General features: G+C 47.9%; 17 protein-coding genes. 12 read left to right on the top strand and 5 right to left on the bottom strand.

All coding sequences use genetic code 11. From position 1 onward, the window contains the following. Positions 1 to 5: 5 nt before the first annotated feature. The 7 genes from BUB38_RS10745 (at position 6) to BUB38_RS10715 (ending at position 6,835) form a co-directional block, all read left to right on the top strand. Positions 6 to 416 (top strand): hypothetical protein, encoded by a 411-nt coding sequence (locus BUB38_RS10745; protein WP_073160405.1) that lies wholly within the window; start codon positions 6 to 8, stop codon positions 414 to 416. 12 nt (positions 417 to 428) lie between these two features. Beyond that, a complete protein-coding gene (locus tag BUB38_RS10740) occupies positions 429 to 1,883 on the top strand; it encodes a M23 family metallopeptidase (protein ID WP_073160403.1) in 1,455 nt (484 codons plus the stop codon). 249 nt (positions 1,884 to 2,132) lie between these two features. Beyond that, positions 2,133 to 2,582, top strand: coding sequence for a hypothetical protein (locus BUB38_RS10735; protein WP_073160401.1), 450 nt, complete (start codon positions 2,133 to 2,135; stop codon positions 2,580 to 2,582). Positions 2,583 to 2,717: 135 nt separating this feature from the next. Continuing rightward, on the top strand, positions 2,718 to 4,127 hold the full coding sequence (gene leuC, locus BUB38_RS10730) for a 3-isopropylmalate dehydratase large subunit (RefSeq protein WP_073160399.1): 1,410 nt from the start codon (positions 2,718 to 2,720) through the stop codon (positions 4,125 to 4,127). Positions 4,128 to 4,148: 21 nt separating this feature from the next. Then, complete coding sequence (locus BUB38_RS10725) at positions 4,149 to 4,751, top strand: 3-isopropylmalate dehydratase small subunit (RefSeq protein ID WP_073160397.1); 603 nt, start codon at positions 4,149 to 4,151, stop codon at positions 4,749 to 4,751. Between the two features lie 326 nt (positions 4,752 to 5,077). Beyond that, complete coding sequence (locus BUB38_RS10720; protein ID WP_073160395.1) at positions 5,078 to 5,500, top strand: helix-turn-helix domain-containing protein; 423 nt, start codon at positions 5,078 to 5,080, stop codon at positions 5,498 to 5,500. Between the two features lie 18 nt (positions 5,501 to 5,518). After that, positions 5,519 to 6,835 carry a type II toxin-antitoxin system HipA family toxin gene (locus BUB38_RS10715; RefSeq protein WP_073160393.1) on the top strand — a complete coding sequence of 439 codons (1,317 nt, stop codon included), beginning with the start codon at positions 5,519 to 5,521 and terminating at the stop codon, positions 6,833 to 6,835. A 222-nt stretch (positions 6,836 to 7,057) separates the two neighbouring features. Here the strand turns inward: BUB38_RS10715 and BUB38_RS10710 are convergent, their stop codons facing one another. The 5 genes from BUB38_RS10710 to BUB38_RS10690 all read right to left on the bottom strand — a co-directional run bounded on the left by BUB38_RS10710 (position 7,058) and on the right by BUB38_RS10690 (position 15,313). Then, positions 7,058 to 9,433 carry a YdgH/BhsA/McbA family protein gene (locus BUB38_RS10710; RefSeq protein ID WP_073160391.1) on the bottom strand — a complete coding sequence of 792 codons (2,376 nt, stop codon included), beginning with the start codon at positions 9,431 to 9,433 and terminating at the stop codon, positions 7,058 to 7,060. A 153-nt stretch (positions 9,434 to 9,586) separates the two neighbouring features. After that, the gene (locus BUB38_RS10705) at positions 9,587 to 11,851 is read right to left on the bottom strand and encodes a hypothetical protein (RefSeq protein WP_073160389.1); all 2,265 of its coding nucleotides are present in this window, start codon (positions 11,849 to 11,851) and stop codon (positions 9,587 to 9,589) included. Between the two features lie 13 nt (positions 11,852 to 11,864). Further along, entirely contained in the window at positions 11,865 to 12,686 is an 822-nt protein-coding gene (locus BUB38_RS10700) for a TIGR02147 family protein (protein ID WP_073160515.1), read from the bottom strand. A gap of 292 nt (positions 12,687 to 12,978) precedes the next feature. Continuing rightward, positions 12,979 to 14,061 (bottom strand): GGDEF domain-containing protein, encoded by a 1,083-nt coding sequence (locus BUB38_RS10695; RefSeq protein WP_073160387.1) that lies wholly within the window; start codon positions 14,059 to 14,061, stop codon positions 12,979 to 12,981. A gap of 154 nt (positions 14,062 to 14,215) precedes the next feature. Further along, positions 14,216 to 15,313 (bottom strand): exo-beta-N-acetylmuramidase NamZ family protein, encoded by a 1,098-nt coding sequence (locus BUB38_RS10690; protein WP_073160385.1) that lies wholly within the window; start codon positions 15,311 to 15,313, stop codon positions 14,216 to 14,218. 372 nt (positions 15,314 to 15,685) lie between these two features. Between BUB38_RS10690 and BUB38_RS10685 the strand changes: the two genes are divergently transcribed. From BUB38_RS10685 to BUB38_RS10665, 5 genes are all read left to right on the top strand, one after another. After that, positions 15,686 to 16,165 carry a single-stranded DNA-binding protein gene (locus BUB38_RS10685; protein WP_073160383.1) on the top strand — a complete coding sequence of 160 codons (480 nt, stop codon included), beginning with the start codon at positions 15,686 to 15,688 and terminating at the stop codon, positions 16,163 to 16,165. Positions 16,166 to 16,169: 4 nt separating this feature from the next. Continuing rightward, entirely contained in the window at positions 16,170 to 17,132 is a 963-nt protein-coding gene (locus BUB38_RS10680; protein ID WP_083542109.1) for a hypothetical protein, read from the top strand. Then, positions 17,129 to 18,139, top strand: a complete 1,011-nt coding sequence (locus tag BUB38_RS10675; protein ID WP_073160381.1) for an aspartate-semialdehyde dehydrogenase — start codon at positions 17,129 to 17,131, stop codon at positions 18,137 to 18,139. Before BUB38_RS10680 ends, BUB38_RS10675 begins: the two co-directional genes overlap by 4 nt. Before the next feature lie 157 nt (positions 18,140 to 18,296). Continuing rightward, positions 18,297 to 18,677: a hypothetical protein gene (locus tag BUB38_RS10670; protein ID WP_073160379.1), complete on the top strand. Its 381-nt coding sequence runs from the start codon at positions 18,297 to 18,299 to the stop codon at positions 18,675 to 18,677. A 679-nt stretch (positions 18,678 to 19,356) separates the two neighbouring features. Further along, on the top strand, positions 19,357 to 19,926 hold the full coding sequence (locus BUB38_RS10665) for a hypothetical protein (RefSeq protein WP_073160377.1): 570 nt from the start codon (positions 19,357 to 19,359) through the stop codon (positions 19,924 to 19,926). The last annotated feature ends 176 nt before the right edge of the window (positions 19,927 to 20,102 follow it).

The raw sequence follows: 20,102 nt of genomic DNA, 5'->3' as shown, positions 1-20,102 counted from the left end.
ATATAATGAAATTCGTATTCCTCTGCGACGCAAATTACCTCAAGGGTGACATGGTCAACTTCGTGAACAACTTCCCCACCAATCACGAACTGGTCACCATGACTTCCGACGAACTGCTCCAGACCAAGTCCATCTTTGACGGCACTTTCGCAGTTCTCGCCGAACGTACCACCTGGCAGAAGAATTTCAGCCTGTTCCGCTACTTCGGCCTGCTGCCCCTGCTGGAAGTCCTTCCCCTGGGCGTCGTTAGCCGTTCTCGCCGTAGCGAGCCCCTCAAGGGCCGTACCCAGAACCGCAACCAGGAAATCTACTTCAACCCCTCCTCCACCGCCGAAGAACTCTTCCTCCAGGTGGACAAGTTCGTTGCAGCTCCTCCTGCAGGTTTCACCTACCCCCGCGGCACCGCAAAGGCTTAATTAAAAGCTTTTATGCAGCGTAAGGTTCTAGACAACCTGTACCGTCAAGGCGGTCTGACCCTTTTCGCCTTCCCTTGTGAACAAGCCGACACCCAAAAGTCGGCTATTCCTCTGGAAAGCCTACAAAATCTGGCTCTGGCGCTCAACGCCGGGGCTTCTTTTGTGCTTATGGATTTTTCGGGCAAACATCCTTTTAACGACACCGTACTCAAAAGGAGCCTTCCCGAAAACGACGACCAGTTCCGCGAACTTTACCACCTGCTGCAAGAAATCAAGAAAACAACGCCCCAGGTCATCGGCATCCTTCCGCAAGAAGTTACCGAGGTACAGGCCCGCTACCTGGCGCTTATCGCCCGCGGTCTCATCATCGCCGACAACGACGAACCCAACAGCGACACGGCGGCAATTTATCTGGAAGACGCACCTAGCCTGCAGAAAATACCTCTGCTCTGGTTACACAAGTTTGTTCCAAACCGTCGTCGTTTCCCCGGTGCAGCAAAGGCAGTAAAGCGCAGCGTATCCCTGTTCGGCGAAGTCCGTAAAAGCAACTGGCAGACAAATCCAGCCGGCTTCGTTAAGATCATCGAGAACCTGCACAAGCTGGAGATTCTCAGAAAGAACCCCCTAGACGGTATTTCCAAAGTCTTCAAGCGATTCTTCCCGCTGTTCCTGCTACTGGCAATTACAATTCCGTTCTTCTTCTTCAGCCACCTGGAACCCGGAGTTTCGAACATCCGCAACAGAACCCAGGAGCGAGACCACCTGTCTGTGGCACCGTCCTTCGAATACGTTTTCGACGGCAAGGAAACCATGCAACGAATCGCCCGTTACGCCATCGGACGATTCAACGCCACCATTACAAACGAACGCATGATCCGTCAATACGTCAACGTCACCCTAGACGAAAACGGTTACGACGGCAAATCCTGGGAAAAGAACGGTTTCCACATCCCTCCCGCCGGAACAACAATCAAGTATTCCCGCCCCGACTACCTGGGCCAAACAGCCACAGACTCCATCGGTGCCGCCTGGAAGTACTGGACCTCCATCGTCTCTGACAGCATCAGCTACCTTACTGAATTTTACCACGCAAAGCCGAGCGCCAACCAGCGCCAGCACAACGGCATTGACCTGGCCAGCCGCCAGGGCGCCCGAATCCTGGCTCCGTTCGCAGCAAAGGCCTGGACCAGCAAAGACGAAAGAGGCGGCGTCATCATCGGCCTTGTACGCGAAAAGGACGTCATCCTGTTCATGCACTGCGACAAGCTCCTTTACCTAGACGGTCAGGAAGTTATGGCAGGCGATCCCATCGCAACCGTAGGTATCACGGGACACACTACAGGCCCTCACGCCCACGTTGTCACAGGCCTTATCGACAGGAACGGAGACAAGCGCATCGGCAACGTCCGCTACAAGGTAATCGACCCTATCAAGTGGTTCTATCTCTTTAAGCCAAACAGTCCCTAGCCCTTTATTTTAGCGGAATCCAGCCCGCCAGCCGTTGTAAAAAACACAACACCCTACATCGTTTTTTTCTGTGTGATTTTTAACACAAGCGAAACGAAAATATGTTCAAAAAAACTTTTTCTTATGCTTTTTAGGCATTGTGTAATCTAAAAATTACATTCGCCATCTCGCCAAGATATCCACAAATAAATAACTTTGCACGCGGAATTAGGGATTGGTAAAAAACAACGGGTAAAAAAGGAAATAAAAATGAAGTTTAGTGTTTTGGCTTTCTTGACCATTACCGCCGCCCTACTCACCGCATGCTCCGGCATCGTCACCCCCAAGGCAGAACTGGCTTCCCACGACTCTGACCACAGCATTCCCGCTATTGACAACATGATCGTATCCCTGAAGCAGGAATACATCAACAAGTGCTACATGCCCGTCGCCAAGCGCAATCCTCCGGAAAACGCCTGCCAGTCTGAACTGTTCCAGACTCTGGAACGCCGCTACAATTTGAACTTCAACCAGAACCACGTGGCCATGGCCGCAAACGTCCTGTTCTTCAAGGATGTGGATGCAAAGATCGTAGAAATGTCCCGTAACGATCCCGAAGTCCGTAACGCCATCCGCGCAGGCGCTTTCACCAGCACCAGCGAAATGCTGGCCTACTACAAGGGCAAGTATCAGTTCGAAACTCAGCTGGAACAGTACTAATCGCCCCTTGGCCAATCAATAAATAAGGTTTGATTCAAACGCCCTGGTTTAAAAACCGGGGCATTTTTTCTAGATTTACACCGCAAATTTTATTGAGTCCGTTATGTACGGACCCGCAAACAAACGAGACACACTATGGGAAAATCATTATACCAGAAAATTTTCGAAAGCCACACTGTTGCTAAGCTCGAGAGCGGCCAGTGCCAGCTTTTCATCGGTCTCCACCTCTGCCACGAAGTGACCAGCCCCCAGGCATTTGCTTCCCTTCGTGAAGAAGGCACCAAGGTCCTGTTCCCGGAACGCACCTTCGCTACCGTTGACCACATTATTCCCACCACTTTCCCGGAACGCAACCGTCCCCTCCAGGACGGCATTTCCGAAGAAATGTTCTCCCATATCGAAAAGAACACTGAATCCAACGGCATCAAGTTCTTTGGCCCCAAGACCTGCGAACAGGGTGTGATCCACATTGTCGGCCCCGAAGAAGGCGTTACCCAGCCGGGCATGACCGTCGCTTGCGGTGACTCTCACACTGCTACCCACGGTGCTTTCGGCGCTATCGCATTCGGTATCGGTACTAGCCAGGTTGCCGACGTTCTCGCTACCCAGACTTTGGCCATGAGCCCCCTCAAGACCCGCCGCATCAACTTTACTGGTAAGCTGAAGCCGGGCGTTACCGCTAAGGATGTTGCCCTCGCCTACATCGCAAAGCTTGGCGTGAACGGTGGCGTTGGCTACGCTTACGAATTTGCAGGCCCGGTTATCGAAGCCATGAGCATGGAAGGCCGTATGACCATCTGTAACATGGCTATCGAAGGCGGTGCACGCGTTGGTTACTGCAACCCCGACGAAAAGACCTTCGAATTCCTGAAGGGCAAGCCCTACGCCCCCAAGGCAGACAAGTGGGAGGTCGCTGTTGCCTACTGGAAGTCCGTGGCTACCGACGCCGACGCTCAGTTCGACGACGAAATCGAAATCAACTGCGACAACCTGGAACCCATGGTGACCTGGGGTATCACTCCGGCACAGGCAATCCAGCTCAACGACAACATGCCGAAGATCGCAGAATTCGAAGGCTCCGAAAAGAAGGTCATCTCCGAAGCTTATGAATACATGGGCTGGGAAGAAGGTGGCAAGATGATCGGCACCCCCATCGACATCGCATTCGTGGGCTCCTGCACCAACGGCCGTCTCTCCGACCTCCAGGCTGCTGCTGAAATCATCAAGGGCCACAAGGTTGCCGACACCGTCAAGATGTGGGTTGTTCCGGGCTCCATGAAGATCAAGGTTGAAGCAGAAGCTCTCGGTCTCGACAAGATCTTTAAGGAAGCAGGTGCAGAATGGCGTGAAGCTGGCTGCTCTCTCTGCCTCGCCATGAATCCGGATAAGCTGAAGGGTCGCCAGGTTAGCGCTTCTTCCAGCAACCGTAACTTCAAGGGCCGCCAGGGTTCTCCCACCGGCCGTACCATTTTGATGAGCCCCGCCATGGTCGCCGCTGCCGCTATCGAAGGCAAGGTTACCGACGTCCGCAAGTACATCAAGTAATAGGAACAAGGAGATTTAAAAATGAATTCTATTGACATCGTTAAAGGTTCCGGCGTTCCTGTTCGCGGCAACGACATCGATACCGACCGTATCATTCCGGCTCGCTTCCTCAAGTGCGTGACTTTCGAAGGTCTCGGCGCAAACGCCTTCGCCGACGATATCGCCGGCCTGGAAGCCCAGGGCAAGGTTCACCCCTTCCGTGACCCGGCCTACAAGAACGGCACCATCCTGGTTTCCAACCAGAACTTCGGTTGCGGTTCCAGCCGTGAACACGCTCCTCAGGCTCTGAAGCGCTGGGGCATCAAGGCCATCATCGCAGAAAGCTATTCCGAAATCTTCTTCGGTAACTGCGTTGCTCTTGGCGTTCCCTGCTTCAAGGTAGACCACGCTACTGCAGACAAGATTCTCGCTTGGATCGAAGCTAATCCTTCCAAGGAACTGGAAACCAGCACCGACGCTCGCACCCTGAAGCTGGGTGACGAAACCATCGCCCTCACTCTGGCTGATGGTCCTCGCGGTCAGTTCCTGGACGGTTCCTGGAACGCTCGCTCCGCCCTTCAGGCTAACGCCGACAAGGTGCAGGAACTGGCATCCAAGCTTCCGTACATGAACTTCCTTAAGTAGTAGGGCGCACCTGCTCCACAAGGTGGATAACTCTACTACGGAACTAAAGTTCCAAGTATCGTATAGGTGCTTTGAGGCAAGAGGTCGCATCGCTTAGAGGTCGGCACTCCGTGCCTTAAAGGCAAAAGAGCGAATTAAAAATGCTCGGGTCACTAGACTCGGGCATTTTTTTTGTAGTTACACAAAAATCGTAATTTAGCATCACAAAATTTAATTCTTTATTTTTACTGATTTATAATAAATATTTAGTATTTATTCGTAAATTTTAAATAAAAATACATCATTTCGAAATAAAATTTGTATATTACCCCATGGAGGAATAAACCATGGTCAAGTATACTCCCTTTTCTGACGAAGCAGTCCTTGTTGAATTCGGCAAACGCATTGCAGGCTACAGGCTCAACAACAACTGGACACAGGCGGAGCTCGCTAACAGGGCGGGCGTCAGCAAAAGCACCGTGGAGCACATCGAAAAAGGGCAATCCACCCAACTTCTGAACATGGTAAAAATTCTGCGCGCACTGGGGCTTTTGAACCAGTTTATCAGCATTGTTCCTGAGCTTGGCCCGAGCCCCATGGAACTTCTGATGCAGTCCAAGAACCAGCAAAAGAACAAGCGCAAGCGTGCCTCCAAACCAAGAAACAATACACAGGGGCAGGCAAGTTCTTTCGACAGTCCAAATGATTTTTCTGAAACAAGTATCGCCGCCGAATCTAAGTCCAAATGGGTTTGGGACGAAGACAAGTAAGTCCATTTGGGAGGATTCATGATCGCCGTCGAAGTCAAGCTTTGGGGAACAACCATCGGGGCGCTTTCCATGCAGGAAGGCGAATCTGTGGCGCATTTTGAATACGCACCCGCATTTGTCGGGGCCGGCGTCGAGCCCTCGCCCATTACCATGCCCGTAAGCCGTCAAATTTACACATTTCCGCTTTTATCTAACACGTTTAAAGGTCTGCCAGGACTTTTCGCCGACTCCATTCCCGACAAGTTCGGTAACAGGCTCATCGATTCCTGGCTTATAAAGCAAGGGAGGAATCCCGAGTCTTTTACAGCCCTGGAGCGTCTCTGCTATACAGGCAGCCGCGGCATGGGCGCCCTGGAATTTTATCCAGTCGAAGGTCCCGCCGCAAGCGAGAACGACATTCTGGATGTAGAAAACCTCCGAAACTTCGCCGCAAGCATTTTAGACAGCCGAAAGAATTTCAGGGCTAGCATCGGCAAAGGAGCCGCGCGCCCTCTAAAGACAAAAAAGCAGCAGCAGACCTTCGAGCAGATTCTTCGCGTAGGCACATCCGCAGGCGGCGCAAGGGCAAAGGTGCTTATCGCCCTGGACGAAACCACCGGCGAAATCCGTTCCGGGCAAGTCGCCAATAGCGAAAACTTCACTTATTGGCTTCTGAAGCTGGACGATGTGCAGAACAACAGCGACAAGGAGAAGGCGGACATTCAAGGCTACGGCCCTATCGAATACACCTACTACCAGATGGCACATGCAGCAGGCATCCAGATGTCCGAATGTCGTCTATTGGAAAAAGCAGGACACAGGCACTTTATGACCAGACGCTTCGACCGCCTCGCCGGCGGCAAGAAGTTGCATTACCAGTCCCTCTGCAGCCTCGCCCACTACGACTTCAATGCTGCAGGAGCCTACAGCTACGAGCAGGCAATTACCATAATCAAACAGCTAGGCCTCGGTTACGACACCCTCGAAGAATTTTTCCGCAGGGCCGTTTTCAATATCTGTGCCCGCAACCAGGATGATCACGCCAAGAACATCGGATTTCTGATGAACAAGCGGGGCGAATGGAGCCTGGCCCCCGCATTCGACATGACTTACGCCTACAATCCGGGCGGTCTCTGGACCGGTACCCATCAGCTCACCTTCAACGGCAAGCGTGACTATTTCACCACTGACGATTTCAAGGCCGTGGCAAAGTTTGCTGGCCTTAAGCAAGGCCGCTACAAAAAAATATTGGCCGACGTGCAAAGCGCAGTCAGCCAATGGAGTAAGTTTGCAAAAACAAACGAAGTTAGAGCGGAATACATCAAGCAGATCAAGGCTGTACACAGAACGTTTTAGGTTTTACCCCTTCATCTTCTACAACACCACCATCAAGGCAAAATTCACAAAAAAAACGTTTTTCATTCATCAGCCCAATTTTAAAAGCAAAAGCCGCAAAATCAAACAGAACAATACAAACAAAACGAATTTCACAATACAAGAAAGGGCATGGTCAAAGCCATGCCCCTTTGCTACATCATAGAGAATTACGCATTCTCGATTTCAGTAACACAGAAATAATTACTGGCAGTTGCCGTAGGCACCAAGCTGCATGATGTTAAAATCAGCAGTTTGGCCAGCATCACCACCGAAGAACACCTGAATCGACGCAGACTGTTTCACGACATAGTCAATGGACTTTTCAACACCCCAAATATTGCCATCACCATCCTTAGTCGAATCTTGTTTGAATTCACTCCACGGAACATTCAAGGTAATAGGAGTCTCTGCCTGCGGCAAAGCTTTACGATGATAGTTATAACCAGTGGTATTCTTTTCATCAACAGGATCAATTCGCAGATGTACATGGTCAACATCACCCTTAAGCGTATAGGTCAAACAAAGACCCTTAATGCCACTCAAATCAGAACCTTTGTCCGTGTCCTCCCTAACGTTTGTATAGAGACCCGCATAACGACCATGAGACACCCCTGTTTCGGAAGCCTTCAGCTGAAGAGTTCCGCAGATGCCATCACAGGCTTCCACATGACTCTTAACAAAATTATGATCTGCCTCATAGCTGACAGGGAAAATAAAATCAGATTTATTAGCAGCAGCTATTTCTGGATCGTCTTCATTTTTATCCGTGTAGAAGAACATCCAGCCTTCACCATTAGGGAACTTACTTTGACCATCAACACCTCTCCAGGTCTTGAATTCAGAACTCTTGTCATCACTAGAAGCAGTGAACGGTTTAATGATGTTGGTTCCTGCTACGAATTCATACTGAGGAATGCCTTCGTACGGGTTAACAACATCACCGCAGCGACCGTACATACCAATCTTCTGGATGTTGAAGTAGCCGGCTTCACCAGTTTCGCCACGGAAGACGAACTTGATCTGAGTCAAAATCTTAACAACGTCTTCTGCGGTTGCACCATTTCCACTCCATCCTTCAGCCTCAAAGGCCGTCCAGGGCATATTGATAATTGCGCTACTCTTAGCAGAGAACTTAAACAGAGGATTGTCGTATTCGGTCAATGTCTTTTCACCTTGCGGAGATAGTTCTACATATGCATGGACCCCTTCAGTTCCGCTAGCTGCCAAAGCTACGCAAATGCCCTTCCAATCAGTGACATCTGCCGATTGCAAAACCCCCTTTGTTCCGACCTTGGTTTCGCCAGCCACATTGAAACCGACACCAACGAGAGGTTCATAGTCCCAATCACCCTGGTCAAGGACATAGGTTCCGCAAAGGCCTCCGCAGATATCAATAACTGGGTCCTTGGCATCATCAGAAAACGGATTACCGACATCGACAGGCCATGTCACAGAAGACTTACCGCCGTCCCCTTCACCATAAGAAAACCACCAACCCGGTTCATATTCAGGCTTACCCTTTCCGGTCTTGATCTGATAATCCCCAGAGGCTGCAGCCTTAGCACCATCCCAAGTTACGAAATTGCCAACGCCCTTGTCAGCTTCGGCAACAGTACCAACAACAAGTTTTTTTGTAGTAGGATCCACAATGTACTCGTGAGTCACACGACCACCATTCATCATAGCCATGGTGTAGATGGTCTTGGCATTTTCACCCTTCTCACCCTTATCACCCTTTGCACCATTCAAGATAGTGAAGGGGGCTTCATCACCACAAGTAATGGTGTAGCCAGTACCATCAGCACCAGAGTAATCGGTAGCCTCGCAGGTAACGCTCTTACCGTTGGTCAGCTTGACACCTTCGCCTTCACCACAGGTAATCATCACACCGGAACCATCTTTTAGAGCCTCGGCAACGCAGTCATCACCATTTGTTCCATGTAAAATCGTACCAACATTTTCGTCGTTGCAAGAAAGAGTATAACCCGTCTTTGTTACATTTTCTACTGCAGAACAAGAAGTACCGTCGTCACCATCTTTTCCATTCAGTATGGTACCGACTTCCACACCTCCGCAAGTAAGAACATAACCAGTAGCATCAGCATTGGGCGCTGCAGAACAGCTGGTACCCGCGGTACCATTCTTGATTACGCCAATTTCGTCTTCACCACATGTCAAGGTAAAGCCGGTTTCATCATCAAGAGGCGTAGCGGAGCAAGATGCACCATCCTTGCCATCAACGCCATTCTTGATTAAGCCAACTTCCTTACCATCGCAGCTGATTACATAGCCCGTGGTATCGGCGTTTGGTGCAGCAGAGCAGCTTGCGCCAGCCTTTCCTTCGATACCATCGTTACCATTTAAAATCTTACCAATTTCCTTGTCACCGCAGGTAAGGGTATAGCCAGAAGCGTCTTCCAGAGCCTTGGCAGAACAACTTACGCCATCCTTGCCATCAATACCAGCAACACCATCCTTGCCATCAACGCCGTTTTCTGCAGAGCATGCGGTCAGACTCATTGCTGCAACGAGAGCTGTTACCGCCAGACCACCGACAGCCAAATTTTTTTTTTTCATATTATCTCCTTAACAATATTTTCAATTGATAAGAAGAATTTACACACGGCATCATTAAATTCAAACACAACAATACAGCAAATCAATAAAGTACAATACAAAAAAGCTCACCAGTCCGGTGAGCACATAAGCAATGAAGAGCTTTTATCTCAGCTAGTTTTGATTGTAAGCTATACCACAAGTCCCGTAAGCACCAAGTTTCGTGATGTTGAAATAGGCTTCATCAAAAGGTTTTCCATATTGAAAAATGAACAAGGCTTTCAATGTTCTAATGTATTCCTCCACTGAGATTTTCTTCTTGGCATAGTCCATTTGTTTAAAGCCACTCCAAAGCATGTCAATCACAGTTTTTTCCTTGCTTTTAGGAGCAATAAATTTTACCCATCCTTCACCTCCGTCCTTTACATCAGAAACCACGGTCATTTGAATATCCACATCGGAAACGTACTCCATGCAAAGGCCAAGCCAATCAAGAGCACTCTCCCCATGAACATCATCTTGCACCAAAGACACCTTTTCCACAGCCCATGGAGCCGCATCATAACCTTTACCGTCGCTGATACGCAAAGAATCCCCAAAATAGATGTGTCCGCAGAGTCCTTCACACCTCTTTATGACTTCATCCTGAACCCGATCATCCTTAATAGTCGGAATGGGATTATCATCGTCGGGTCCCAGATTCAAGATTGTCGAAGATCCGTCATTTCCATCGGTCCAGGCATACCATTTACCGGCCCAGCTCACCGCCACCGTATCCGTAATCAAGTCCGTCATTACGCGAACGCCCTTTTCGGCAGTCCAGGGTTCAAATGTTTTTTCCACATCAAAATGAGATTCCACGTCTCCGCTACACTTACCATAAGGACCAACTTCCAGAATATTAAACTTTATAGCCGTATTCGGCTCCGCTTTAAACATAAAATTCACATGAACTAGGTTTTTCACTAACTCATGCACGTCTAAAGGGATGCCCCACCCTTCCTGAGAGAAATCATCCCAGGAAATATTCACGGTAGTAGGCTGGCCGGCAGGCATAAAGGCATATTGAAGCTTATCAGAATCATCTTCGTGATCTGTATCTAGGTAGAGAAGCATAACCCCATCCGTTGACTTTTGATAGGTCACACAAAGCCCATTCCATTCAGAAGCATCAACGCCCACGTTATCCGTGTCCAGCCAAAATCCAGTAATGCCCCAGTTCAAATAAGAATGTTCATCATCCTTCCATCCAGAAAAAATCACGGTACCGCAATGGCCGCCACAAGCCGCAATTTTTTCACTGGAAATAACGCTATCCGCACCGCTTCCCATGCCAAAGATGAACTCGGTACTCCCTGCAGGATACTGCAAGTCCGTTACAGAATACCAGTTGGAAAAGAGTTTTCCATTTACATAAATATTCTTCGATCCATTTTTTCCGTTCCATGTATTCAAAATAGTCTTGCTAGATACATCAAATTGCAGATTCCAATTGTCTCCATCACAAACAAATTTCTTTTCATAAAGACGACTCAACTTATTGGCATTAAATGCAGAATCATTCTTATTGTTTGAACCGCAATTTCCAAGACCGTAGTTATTCCACCAGAATCGCTTCACGAACTTTTCGAAATCAGGAACCTTATCAGAGAATTTCCAATCAACAACATTCCCACGAATCTTCGCAAGTGGAGCATCTACAGCCCAATCGGCCATTACAGTCTTCAAGGAATCGCCATTCCATTTTTCATCAGCCAACCCCTCAGACACTTCTGTCAAACGTTCAGTCAAATCACCTTCTACCAAATCACCCTGCGTTAGGATAGAGATAGCAAGCAAGGCTGCATCACCCTCCCCGGAATTGAAAATATCCAGATCCTCGAAGTTTTCCGCATCATTTCCAACAGTATTTTCATCGAATCCCAGGAATTTGAAAATTTCAGTTTCCGTCTGTTTCTTTGCCTGAGACATGGCTAAGCCGGAATCCAAAAGCGTCAGGACACGCCTATATTCCAGATGAGTCAGCAAATTGACGTTAACATAACTGCGTGCACTTAAGTCCGTAATAGCATTTAGCTGAATTGTGCCGGAGGAGGTCTTACCAGTTACTTCATTCTTATAGTATCCGTTTGCCACCAAAGTCGCGTATTGAGACACCAGGGAAACATTGCGCAGGGAGAAATCCCCCTTATTACTGGAAATATTACCCGGGAAACTCTTGCCAGTCTGGGCATAATTTCCGTCCATTTCAAAGAGCAGAATGGAAGACCCATTTACGAACGGTCCCTTCTGGGATACACCCGCAACAGTCTTATCGACAATGGCCACAACTCCCTGATCTTCCACAACACCGCCAGCAGTTTTATCCTTATCGGAACAAGCAATATGCATCAACGACAAAGCAACAACAACAATCAAGCCAAAGACATTTTTTCTCATAAAACGGCCTTTTTCATTTTTTTATTTTTTTTGACAACGGGAAAAATTGCAAATTCAATCTATAGACCTGTTCGGTCTTTTCGTCTTCAACAACAATCGACGTTATCCTTTTTCTGAAATCTGCAATTTCCTTTACAATGCGTTCATAATTTTTTGAGGAAATGCCAATCGTAAGTCCGCTCATGCTTCTCTCTGCAAAGGGCAATTCACTAAGTGCATCCAGGGCAAGGTTCCCCATTTCACGTTGCAGGTTCGTGGAAGCAACGGGCTTCGCCTCATCCATCATGGAAAGAACCTTCGACGTCTGGTGATAATTACCTGTTCCGTCCAGAACCAGCACCCCCAACTTACACATCAGCTTCAATGCAGCGCTGACTTCACCCGTGGGGATTTCAGGGTAGCACATTTTGGAAATTTCTACCGGTGTCGGGCAGTCCATCGACACAGCCAATTCACGAATCACCGAATATTTCCAAGACTTAAATAACTTGAACACATCGTCGATTAAGGCAGTGCTCTTGCGTTTCTTGGCAATTGCCTGCATCTGGACGAAAGCGGCCTGACGTAGGCGGTCGTTCTTGGCATTGGAAAAAGAAACGAGCAACTTGAAATAAGTCGATTCAATGCCAACCAAATCCACGGCCTTGGCCACACGTTCTGCCGCCTCCGTGCTCAGATTGTACTTACCATCAGCAACCTGTTTCAGATACACGGGATTGGAAAATCTGGCAATGCGGGCAAATTCACGCCATGTAAAACCGTACATGGCCTTGCGTTCCGAATAAAAATCCGAAATAAACTTTCTGTAATCCAAATATTCAACAACGCTTTTCACAATAGACAATATAGAACATTATAATTTCCTTATCAAATCTACAATACAAAATTGCAGTATTTATAAGGATATAGAGACACTTTCTAGATTTTCTGTAATCAGTTCTACAATACATCCATATACAAAAAAAACGTCAAGTTTTTGTGTTTAATTTAAGCGAAAGTCAACAAAAAAAGGGTGGCGAAGCCACCCACACATGTTGATGAAGAGCCTATTTTTCTCGCAAAAAAGAACAATACAAAAAGTCCGGGTCTCTAGACTCGGACTTTTTGTCATATTTAAAGCAAGACTTTTATTCCTTGCAGATCTGATTTTTTCCGTTAGCTTTAGCCTTGTACAACAAGGCGTCTACCCCACTCAAAATCTTATTCTGACTTTCAAAGGCTTCATCGCCGCAACAGACCAAACCGCCGCTGATGGATATTACCATCTCGGGCTTGTCGGCATAGGCAATTCCACGGACCTGGGTGCGGATATATTCCGCCTTGGCAAAGGCCATTTCCATGGAACTGGCGCGGATCAGCTGGATAAACTCCTCGCCACCATAACGAACAGCGCATTCCCCCTTGCTGGCATCCTCGACGCTGCGCCCAATAGTCGCAACACCGCGCAACACCATATCACCAAAAGGATGGCCGTAAGTATCGTTAATCTCCTTGAAGTTATCGATGTCGTACATGAACACGTAATAGCCATCCTTGCGATCATGCCATACCGTTTTCGACAGGTAGTCAATAAAATGGCGACGGTTGTACAAATCGGTCAGCGGATCCTTTTCGGCCAGATACCGCAGTTTCTCCAGAAGTTCGTCCTTGTCTTTCTGGTTCAAGGCATAAAGTTTCAGCAAATACGAAGTCGTCGCACCAAGGCAAATGGACAGCACCAGATAAGTGGCGCAATAATCGATAAACGTGGTTTCGGCATCGATGTTGGTCACCCACTCCGGATGCAGCCAGGACACCACAAAAGAAGCTTCGCCCGACACAATGGCAAAGGCGATCAACATATAACGGGTCGCCCTCTTTTCGTGAAGCGCACAGAGGAACACCGAGCCAAAGAAATAGATGATGATACTGCTGTTCAGAGCGCCATACATGAAAAACTGAAGAGGCAGGATAATGCCGCACATCAAAAGGCACAGCGCCACATAGCAAAACGAGATTTTCTGAGTTATCTTGGCGAGAACCCCCAGGAGGACAACACACAAGAAGCAGAAAAAGCAAAAAGTAACTGTCGATCCCGGCAGCTTTTCAACAACAGAGGAAACTGCAGACATGAACGACGCCAGGCCTACAAGGCCCAAAGTCACCCAAAAGAATACATTTTCCAATGTATCCTGCTTACGCAGGAATTCGTCCAGACGTTCCTGAAACATGACACCTCTCCTTCAACACCATACCCAACGGAGTTCTTAATATAAAATTGTATTATAAGAATTTCAACAAGAATCACCATTTTTTATGGGTAATAAGCATAAAGCAAAAGCGCCCGCCACAGCGGACGCTTTCGCACAAGTCTAACTTTAATAATTAGATAGAAGACTCGATAAATTCCTTACGGAAGGTTCCATTGCCCAGCAAGATGTCGATGGGCAGCTTGTGGAATTCGTATTCGTAAGGCGGCTGCTTCCAGGCGAAATCCTTGGGATATTCGTTGAAGATGTACTGCAGAAGTTTAATTGCCATGTCGAAACTGCGGAACTTGTCGCGATCCAGAACGTGAATCTGGGCGCCGCCGCAAATCTGGCCAGCGCCCTTGTGGAAGGTGGGCTGGAAGTAGTTTTCGCGGAAGTAGACGCCAGGCAGTTTCAGGCCGTTCATGTACTTGCAAAGTTTAACGGCATCGATAAACGGTGCGCCAAAGATTTCGAAGGGTCGAGTAGTACCGCGACCTTCGCTGACGTTAGTTGCCTCAAAGAGGCACATGCCAGGATAAACGATTGCGGTGTCCAAGGTGGGCATGTTGGGGCTGGGCAAAATCCAAGGCAAACCAGTCTGATCGTACCACATCTTTTTGTCGTAGCCTTCCATGTGCATCACGTAAAGTTCGCACTTGGGGAAACATTCAGCCTTGAACTGTTCAGCCAATTCGCCAATAGTCTTGGCGTGGCGGGTACGGATGCTGTGGAGGCCCACAAAGCTGGTGTAGTTCAGGTCCAGTACCGGACCTTCTTCATCTACGCAATTAATGGGGTTCGGGCGATCCACGACCACAACGGGAATACCCAGCTTTTCGCAAGCCTTCATGCACAGGTAAAGAGTCCAGATGAAGGTGTAATAACGGGCGCCCACATCCTGCAAGTCTACCAGGAGGGCGTCCACGTGAGAAAGCATTTCGGCGGTAGGTTCGCGGTGTTCGCCATAAAGGCTGTAAACAGGAATTCCAAGTTCCGGGTCGGTGTAGCCTTCCCATTCAATCATGTTGTCCTGGGTGTGGCCCTTGATACCATGCTGGGGACCGAACAATGCAGACAACTTAAACAGCTTGCCATCATAGGACTTCAGAAGATCAAGAGTATAGCTCAGATCAGCGCAAACAGATGCGGGATGGAGGACTGCGCCAAGGCGCTTGCCACGGAGGGCGGCAGGGAAAGACTTTTCGAAATTGGAAAGAGCGAGAGTAACCATGGTTAGTTAGTAGTTAATAGTGAAGAGTGAAGAGTTATGAGTTATGAGTTATGAGTTATGAGTTAAAATATGGCGCCTTCGGCGCGATTATTTAGCTGAAAGGAGCCACAGGCTCCGCCCTCATACCTGATACCTCATACCTAACTTTGGTGCCTTCGGCGCGATTATAAGATTTCGTATCTGACAACTCATATCTAATATCCAGCCTCGTACCTTTAGCCTTTAAACTTGCTGCTTTAAGATAGTTATTTGAGCAAAAAATGTCGCATATTGTTTGCAAAATGCTCTGGTTTTTCAAATTGACAGTTTAATGACATTCGTTTTTTTTATCTTTGCTCCCGTAGAAACAAAAAAATAAAAATAGGATTAATTATGGCTTATCTCAATAAAGTGATGCTCATTGGTAACATCGGCAAGGATCCCGTCATTAGCGCAGGTCCCACTGGCCGTAAGCGCGTGTCTTTCTCCCTGGCAACTTCCCGCCGCTACCGCGACAACAACGGCGAACAGAAGGAACAGACCGACTGGCACAACATCGTCGGCTGGGGCAAGGTTGCCGAAACCATGGAACAGCTGGGCGTCCACAAGGGCATGACCCTCTATGTCGAAGGCTCTCTCACCAACCGCAGCTGGACCGACCAGACTTCCGGCCAGAAGCGCTACGCCACCGAAGTCAGCCTGGATACCTTCCAGCTTCTGACTCCCCGCAACCAGAACGGCGGCAATTTCGGCGGTGGCTCCTTCAACCAGGGCAGTAGTTTCAATCAGGGTAACAGTTTCAACCAGCAGAGTTCCGCTCCCGCCTACGACGCTCCCATGGCCGAAGGCGCAGACGAAGACCTGCCGTTCTAACTAGATGAACCATCAAGTCGCAGACATTGCATTAATGCTCGTGCTTCCGCTGGGGATCACCTTTACGGCGATTCTCCAGTCAGCAGCAGCCTATACCCGCAGTCAGAAGATTCTGGGAGTCCTTCTGTCTATTTTGATTGTAGCCATGGACTGCGTGTTCTACTTCGCCAAGAACACCTACATCACCTACAACTGCGACGGCGGCCTGCTGTTGACTTTCGCCAGCATGGTAATCCTGTCTATCATCTACGCCATCCGTAGCGAAGACCGAGCCACCATGAGCGGAAACATCTTCCTTGCCGTATTTATGCTGGCCGGCTTCCTGGGAATCGCCTATTGGGACCGCCCCACGTTCATTCCCACTTCGGAATACAACCCGAGGGAACTGGCCGAACAGAACGCCCGCTACCAGGACTACATCGCCTCCTTCGAAAATGGCGACGGAGGCAAGGCTGTTCAGTACAAGGCAAAGCAGTACGCCGCATCTAAAATCGGCGCCCCCGCTTCTTCTGACAGGGAATTCGCCAACAGCCGTCTCGAGAGCTATGTAGACGAGGCAGAATCCGTCATTCGACGCATGCTGGACATCTCGAACTCCATCGACGTCTTTGAACCTCTCCCTGCCAACATCAGCGAAAGCGAACGCGAGATTCGTAGCCAACAGGCATTGGCCATCAACAACAATGCCGTTGCCCTGAACAAGAAGGTTCTGGGACTGTTCCACCCCCACGAGTCCAGCGAAGCTCACTCCGAACTGATTCAGGCAAGTGAAAGCGCCCGTCTGGCCGCTTATTCCCTTTACAACTATACGCTCCAGGATAACCCCGAGGAACAGCTTGTGCAATACAGGCAGACTCGAAGCCAGATTGCCCAGATGAACGTCTATCTGGACCGCTTCCGGAACGATATCGAAAATTTGAAATCAAACAATAAACCACAACCAATAGAACAACAGGATCAACAATGATTCGTAACGTAGCTATTATGGGCGCCACCGGTGCCGTTGGCCAGGAACTGCTTTCCATCTTGGAACAGCGCAACTTCCCTCTCCAGAACCTCAAGCTTCTCGCTTCCGAACGTAGCGTCGGTAAGGAATTCACCTTCAAGGGTGAAAAGCTGAAGGTCGAACTGACCTGCGCCGATGCATTCAAGGGTGTCGACCTGGTTCTCTCTTCCGCAGGCGCTGCAGTTTCTAAGGAATTTGCACCCATTGCTGTAGAAAATGGCGCAGTCGTCGTCGACAACACCAGCTACTTCCGTATGATGGACAACGTTCCTCTGGTCGTTCCCGAAGTGAACGCTTGCGACATTCCGCTGCACAAGGCCGAAAACGGTGGCTGCGGCATTATCGCAAACCCCAACTGCACCACCATCATGATGGTTGTGGTTCTGAACCCCATCGAAAAGATTTCCCACATCAAGAAGATCCGCGTTTCCTCTTACCAGAGCGCAAGCGGTGCAGGTGCAGTTGCTATGGAAGAACTCCAGCAGCAGTACAAGGACATCATTGAAACCGGTTCTACCACCCACATCAAGAAGTTCCCCTTCCAGCTGGCTTACAACGTCATTCCGCAGATCGACAAGATGACCGAAAATGACTACACCAAGGAAGAAATGAAGATGTTCAACGAAACCCGTAAGATTATGCACTCCGATGTTCGCACCAGTGCAACTTGCGTACGCGTTAGCTCTCTCCGTTCTCATTCCGAATCCGTGTGGTTCGAAACCGAAAAGCCGGTTTCCGTCGAAGAAATCCGCGCAGCCCTCAAGAACGCTCCGGGCGTATTCCTGAAGGACGATCCGCAGAACTACGTCTACCCCATGCCGCTGGAAAGCGCCGGTCACGACGACGTTTATGTCGGCCGTATCCGTAAGGATCTCGCTGACGATTGCGGCAACACTCTGTGGCTCACCGGCGACCAGATCCGTAAGGGTGCTGCACTGAACGCTGTCCAGATTGCAGAACTCCTGTAAAGGCGAGTGCGCGGACAGGTTCCGCGACAAAATGCAATTGAAAAACGACTCGGTTCAAGCCGGGCCGTTTTTTTACCGCCAAAAAGAATTACTTTATCTAAACAACCCTGCCCGATAAAATTCCTGATTGGTTATATTAGGTAAAAGAGGTTTAAATATGGCAAGTAAACTTGCAAAAATAATTTTGGCATTTGCCGTAGCGACCACAACGATGGCCGGATGTACGGAGAATGGAGAAAAATCGCAGAAGCAACAACAGGAAAAACGTCTGATTGAAAAAGCAAAAGTTGATGAAGCGAAACTATTAACGGAAGAATTCCTTATTGAAACGGACGAAAAAAAATTGGATTCTCTGGTCGAATTAAAAGTGAAAAAAAAGATGGAAAAAGATTCCTTTAGATTGTACGTCACAGAAGTAAAAAAATACAATGATTCTCTTGACCAAATAAAAGGAAACCAGTCACCACATAAACCCGACCCAGAAATATTGTTTAGAAAGATGATGAAAGAGTGTTTAAAGAAGGGAATGTGCAATTAAATGAATAAAATTTTACTTTATCTAACTATTTTTTGTCGATTTCTTCTGCCGTAGAATATTGTGAAAAATTGTCACCTTATATAGAAGAAGGTGGACTTAGCAAGGAAAATGCGATATCGCTTATTGAAACGCTAATGCACGACCACTACGCAAACGAATGTTTTTCTGAGGGAGGCGAAGGTTCTCGTTTCACATACACAGGAACGTGGGTTTCAGAATGTGGAGGGAGTTCATCAAAGAATGGTTTTTGGGAATCTAATGCAACTTGCGATTTTTGCGATGGATTTGCCGTGACGGCGGCTATGATGATCGGATGTTCGGAGGATGGGGCAAAATCGCAAAATCCGGAACCTCGTACGCACGGGTGCTTGCAAGGTTGTAGAGGTTTGCCATGTGATGAAGCTGCTCGCTGTGTTCAGCGTAATTGCTCTCACGTCAAAATCAATTGCGAATTGTGACGCTTATGATTCTTACATCACGTTGTCTTTCAAAAACAGCCTTACTTCCCGGGTGAGCGAAATCCAGCCTCTCAGATGAAGATTTGTCTTCTAATGAGACAAATATTTCAATTAGCATAAAGTTATGCTATTCAAAAAAAACTTCACCTAAATAAAAGTTATAGACAAATACACACTCATTATTTATTCTATCTACACAACCATGGAGCAGGAAATTGAATATGGCAAGCAAGTTCGCAAAAATGATTTTAGCCTTCGCAGTGGTGGCGGCTATGATGTTCGGATGTTCGGAAAAGAAAGACGTGAATGAAACTCAGTCGGCGGAAATACAGTTGACCACCCCTCCAGCAATTACACCTCACAAGAAAAAGCGAATAATTCCGTTGGACAGCTCCAGAATAGTCACATTGAAGGATTTTGACCCGAAAGATTCCATTTCGGTGGGAGTTCGTGCGTTTAGGGCAGCAAAAAAAGAATTTGTAAGAAAATGGAATTATACCAAGGATACGGATCTATTCTTGGATGTAGTCGATAAAATATGTTTAGAATTCCGCTCTTGCTCAGCAATGAAGGATTCGGTGGCATACAAAAAAGATGTGGCTTCAATTTTGGATAGCCTTATGCAAAATGGCCTTTTGGACAAAGCTATTGAGGCAAGAAAACAGGAGATGAATGGACCTTGTTTTGGCAACAATTACGAAAAAAACTTCAATTTTTGCAATGAAAAAACAAATGAAGAAATACGAATAAAAGTCAGAGAGGAAATGAAAAAGAAGGGCTATATCAAATGATGAAATCCTGGCTATTTATCCTACTTTCTTGGCTCTTCATCAACATGTGTGGGTGGCTTCGCCACCCTTTTTTGTTGACATTCGCCTAAATTAAACAAAAAATGGGCTATTTTCTAAAATTTAATCGCCAAAAAAAACAGAAGAAAAAAGCCCATGTCAAAATTATACAAATCCAT

It is taken from the genome of Fibrobacter sp. UWH5 (genome assembly GCF_900142505.1).
GTDB lineage: Bacteria > Fibrobacterota > Fibrobacteria > Fibrobacterales > Fibrobacteraceae > Fibrobacter.
The sequence above is the reverse complement of the archived record's forward strand: the minus strand, read 5'-3'. Positions and strand labels throughout refer to the sequence as shown.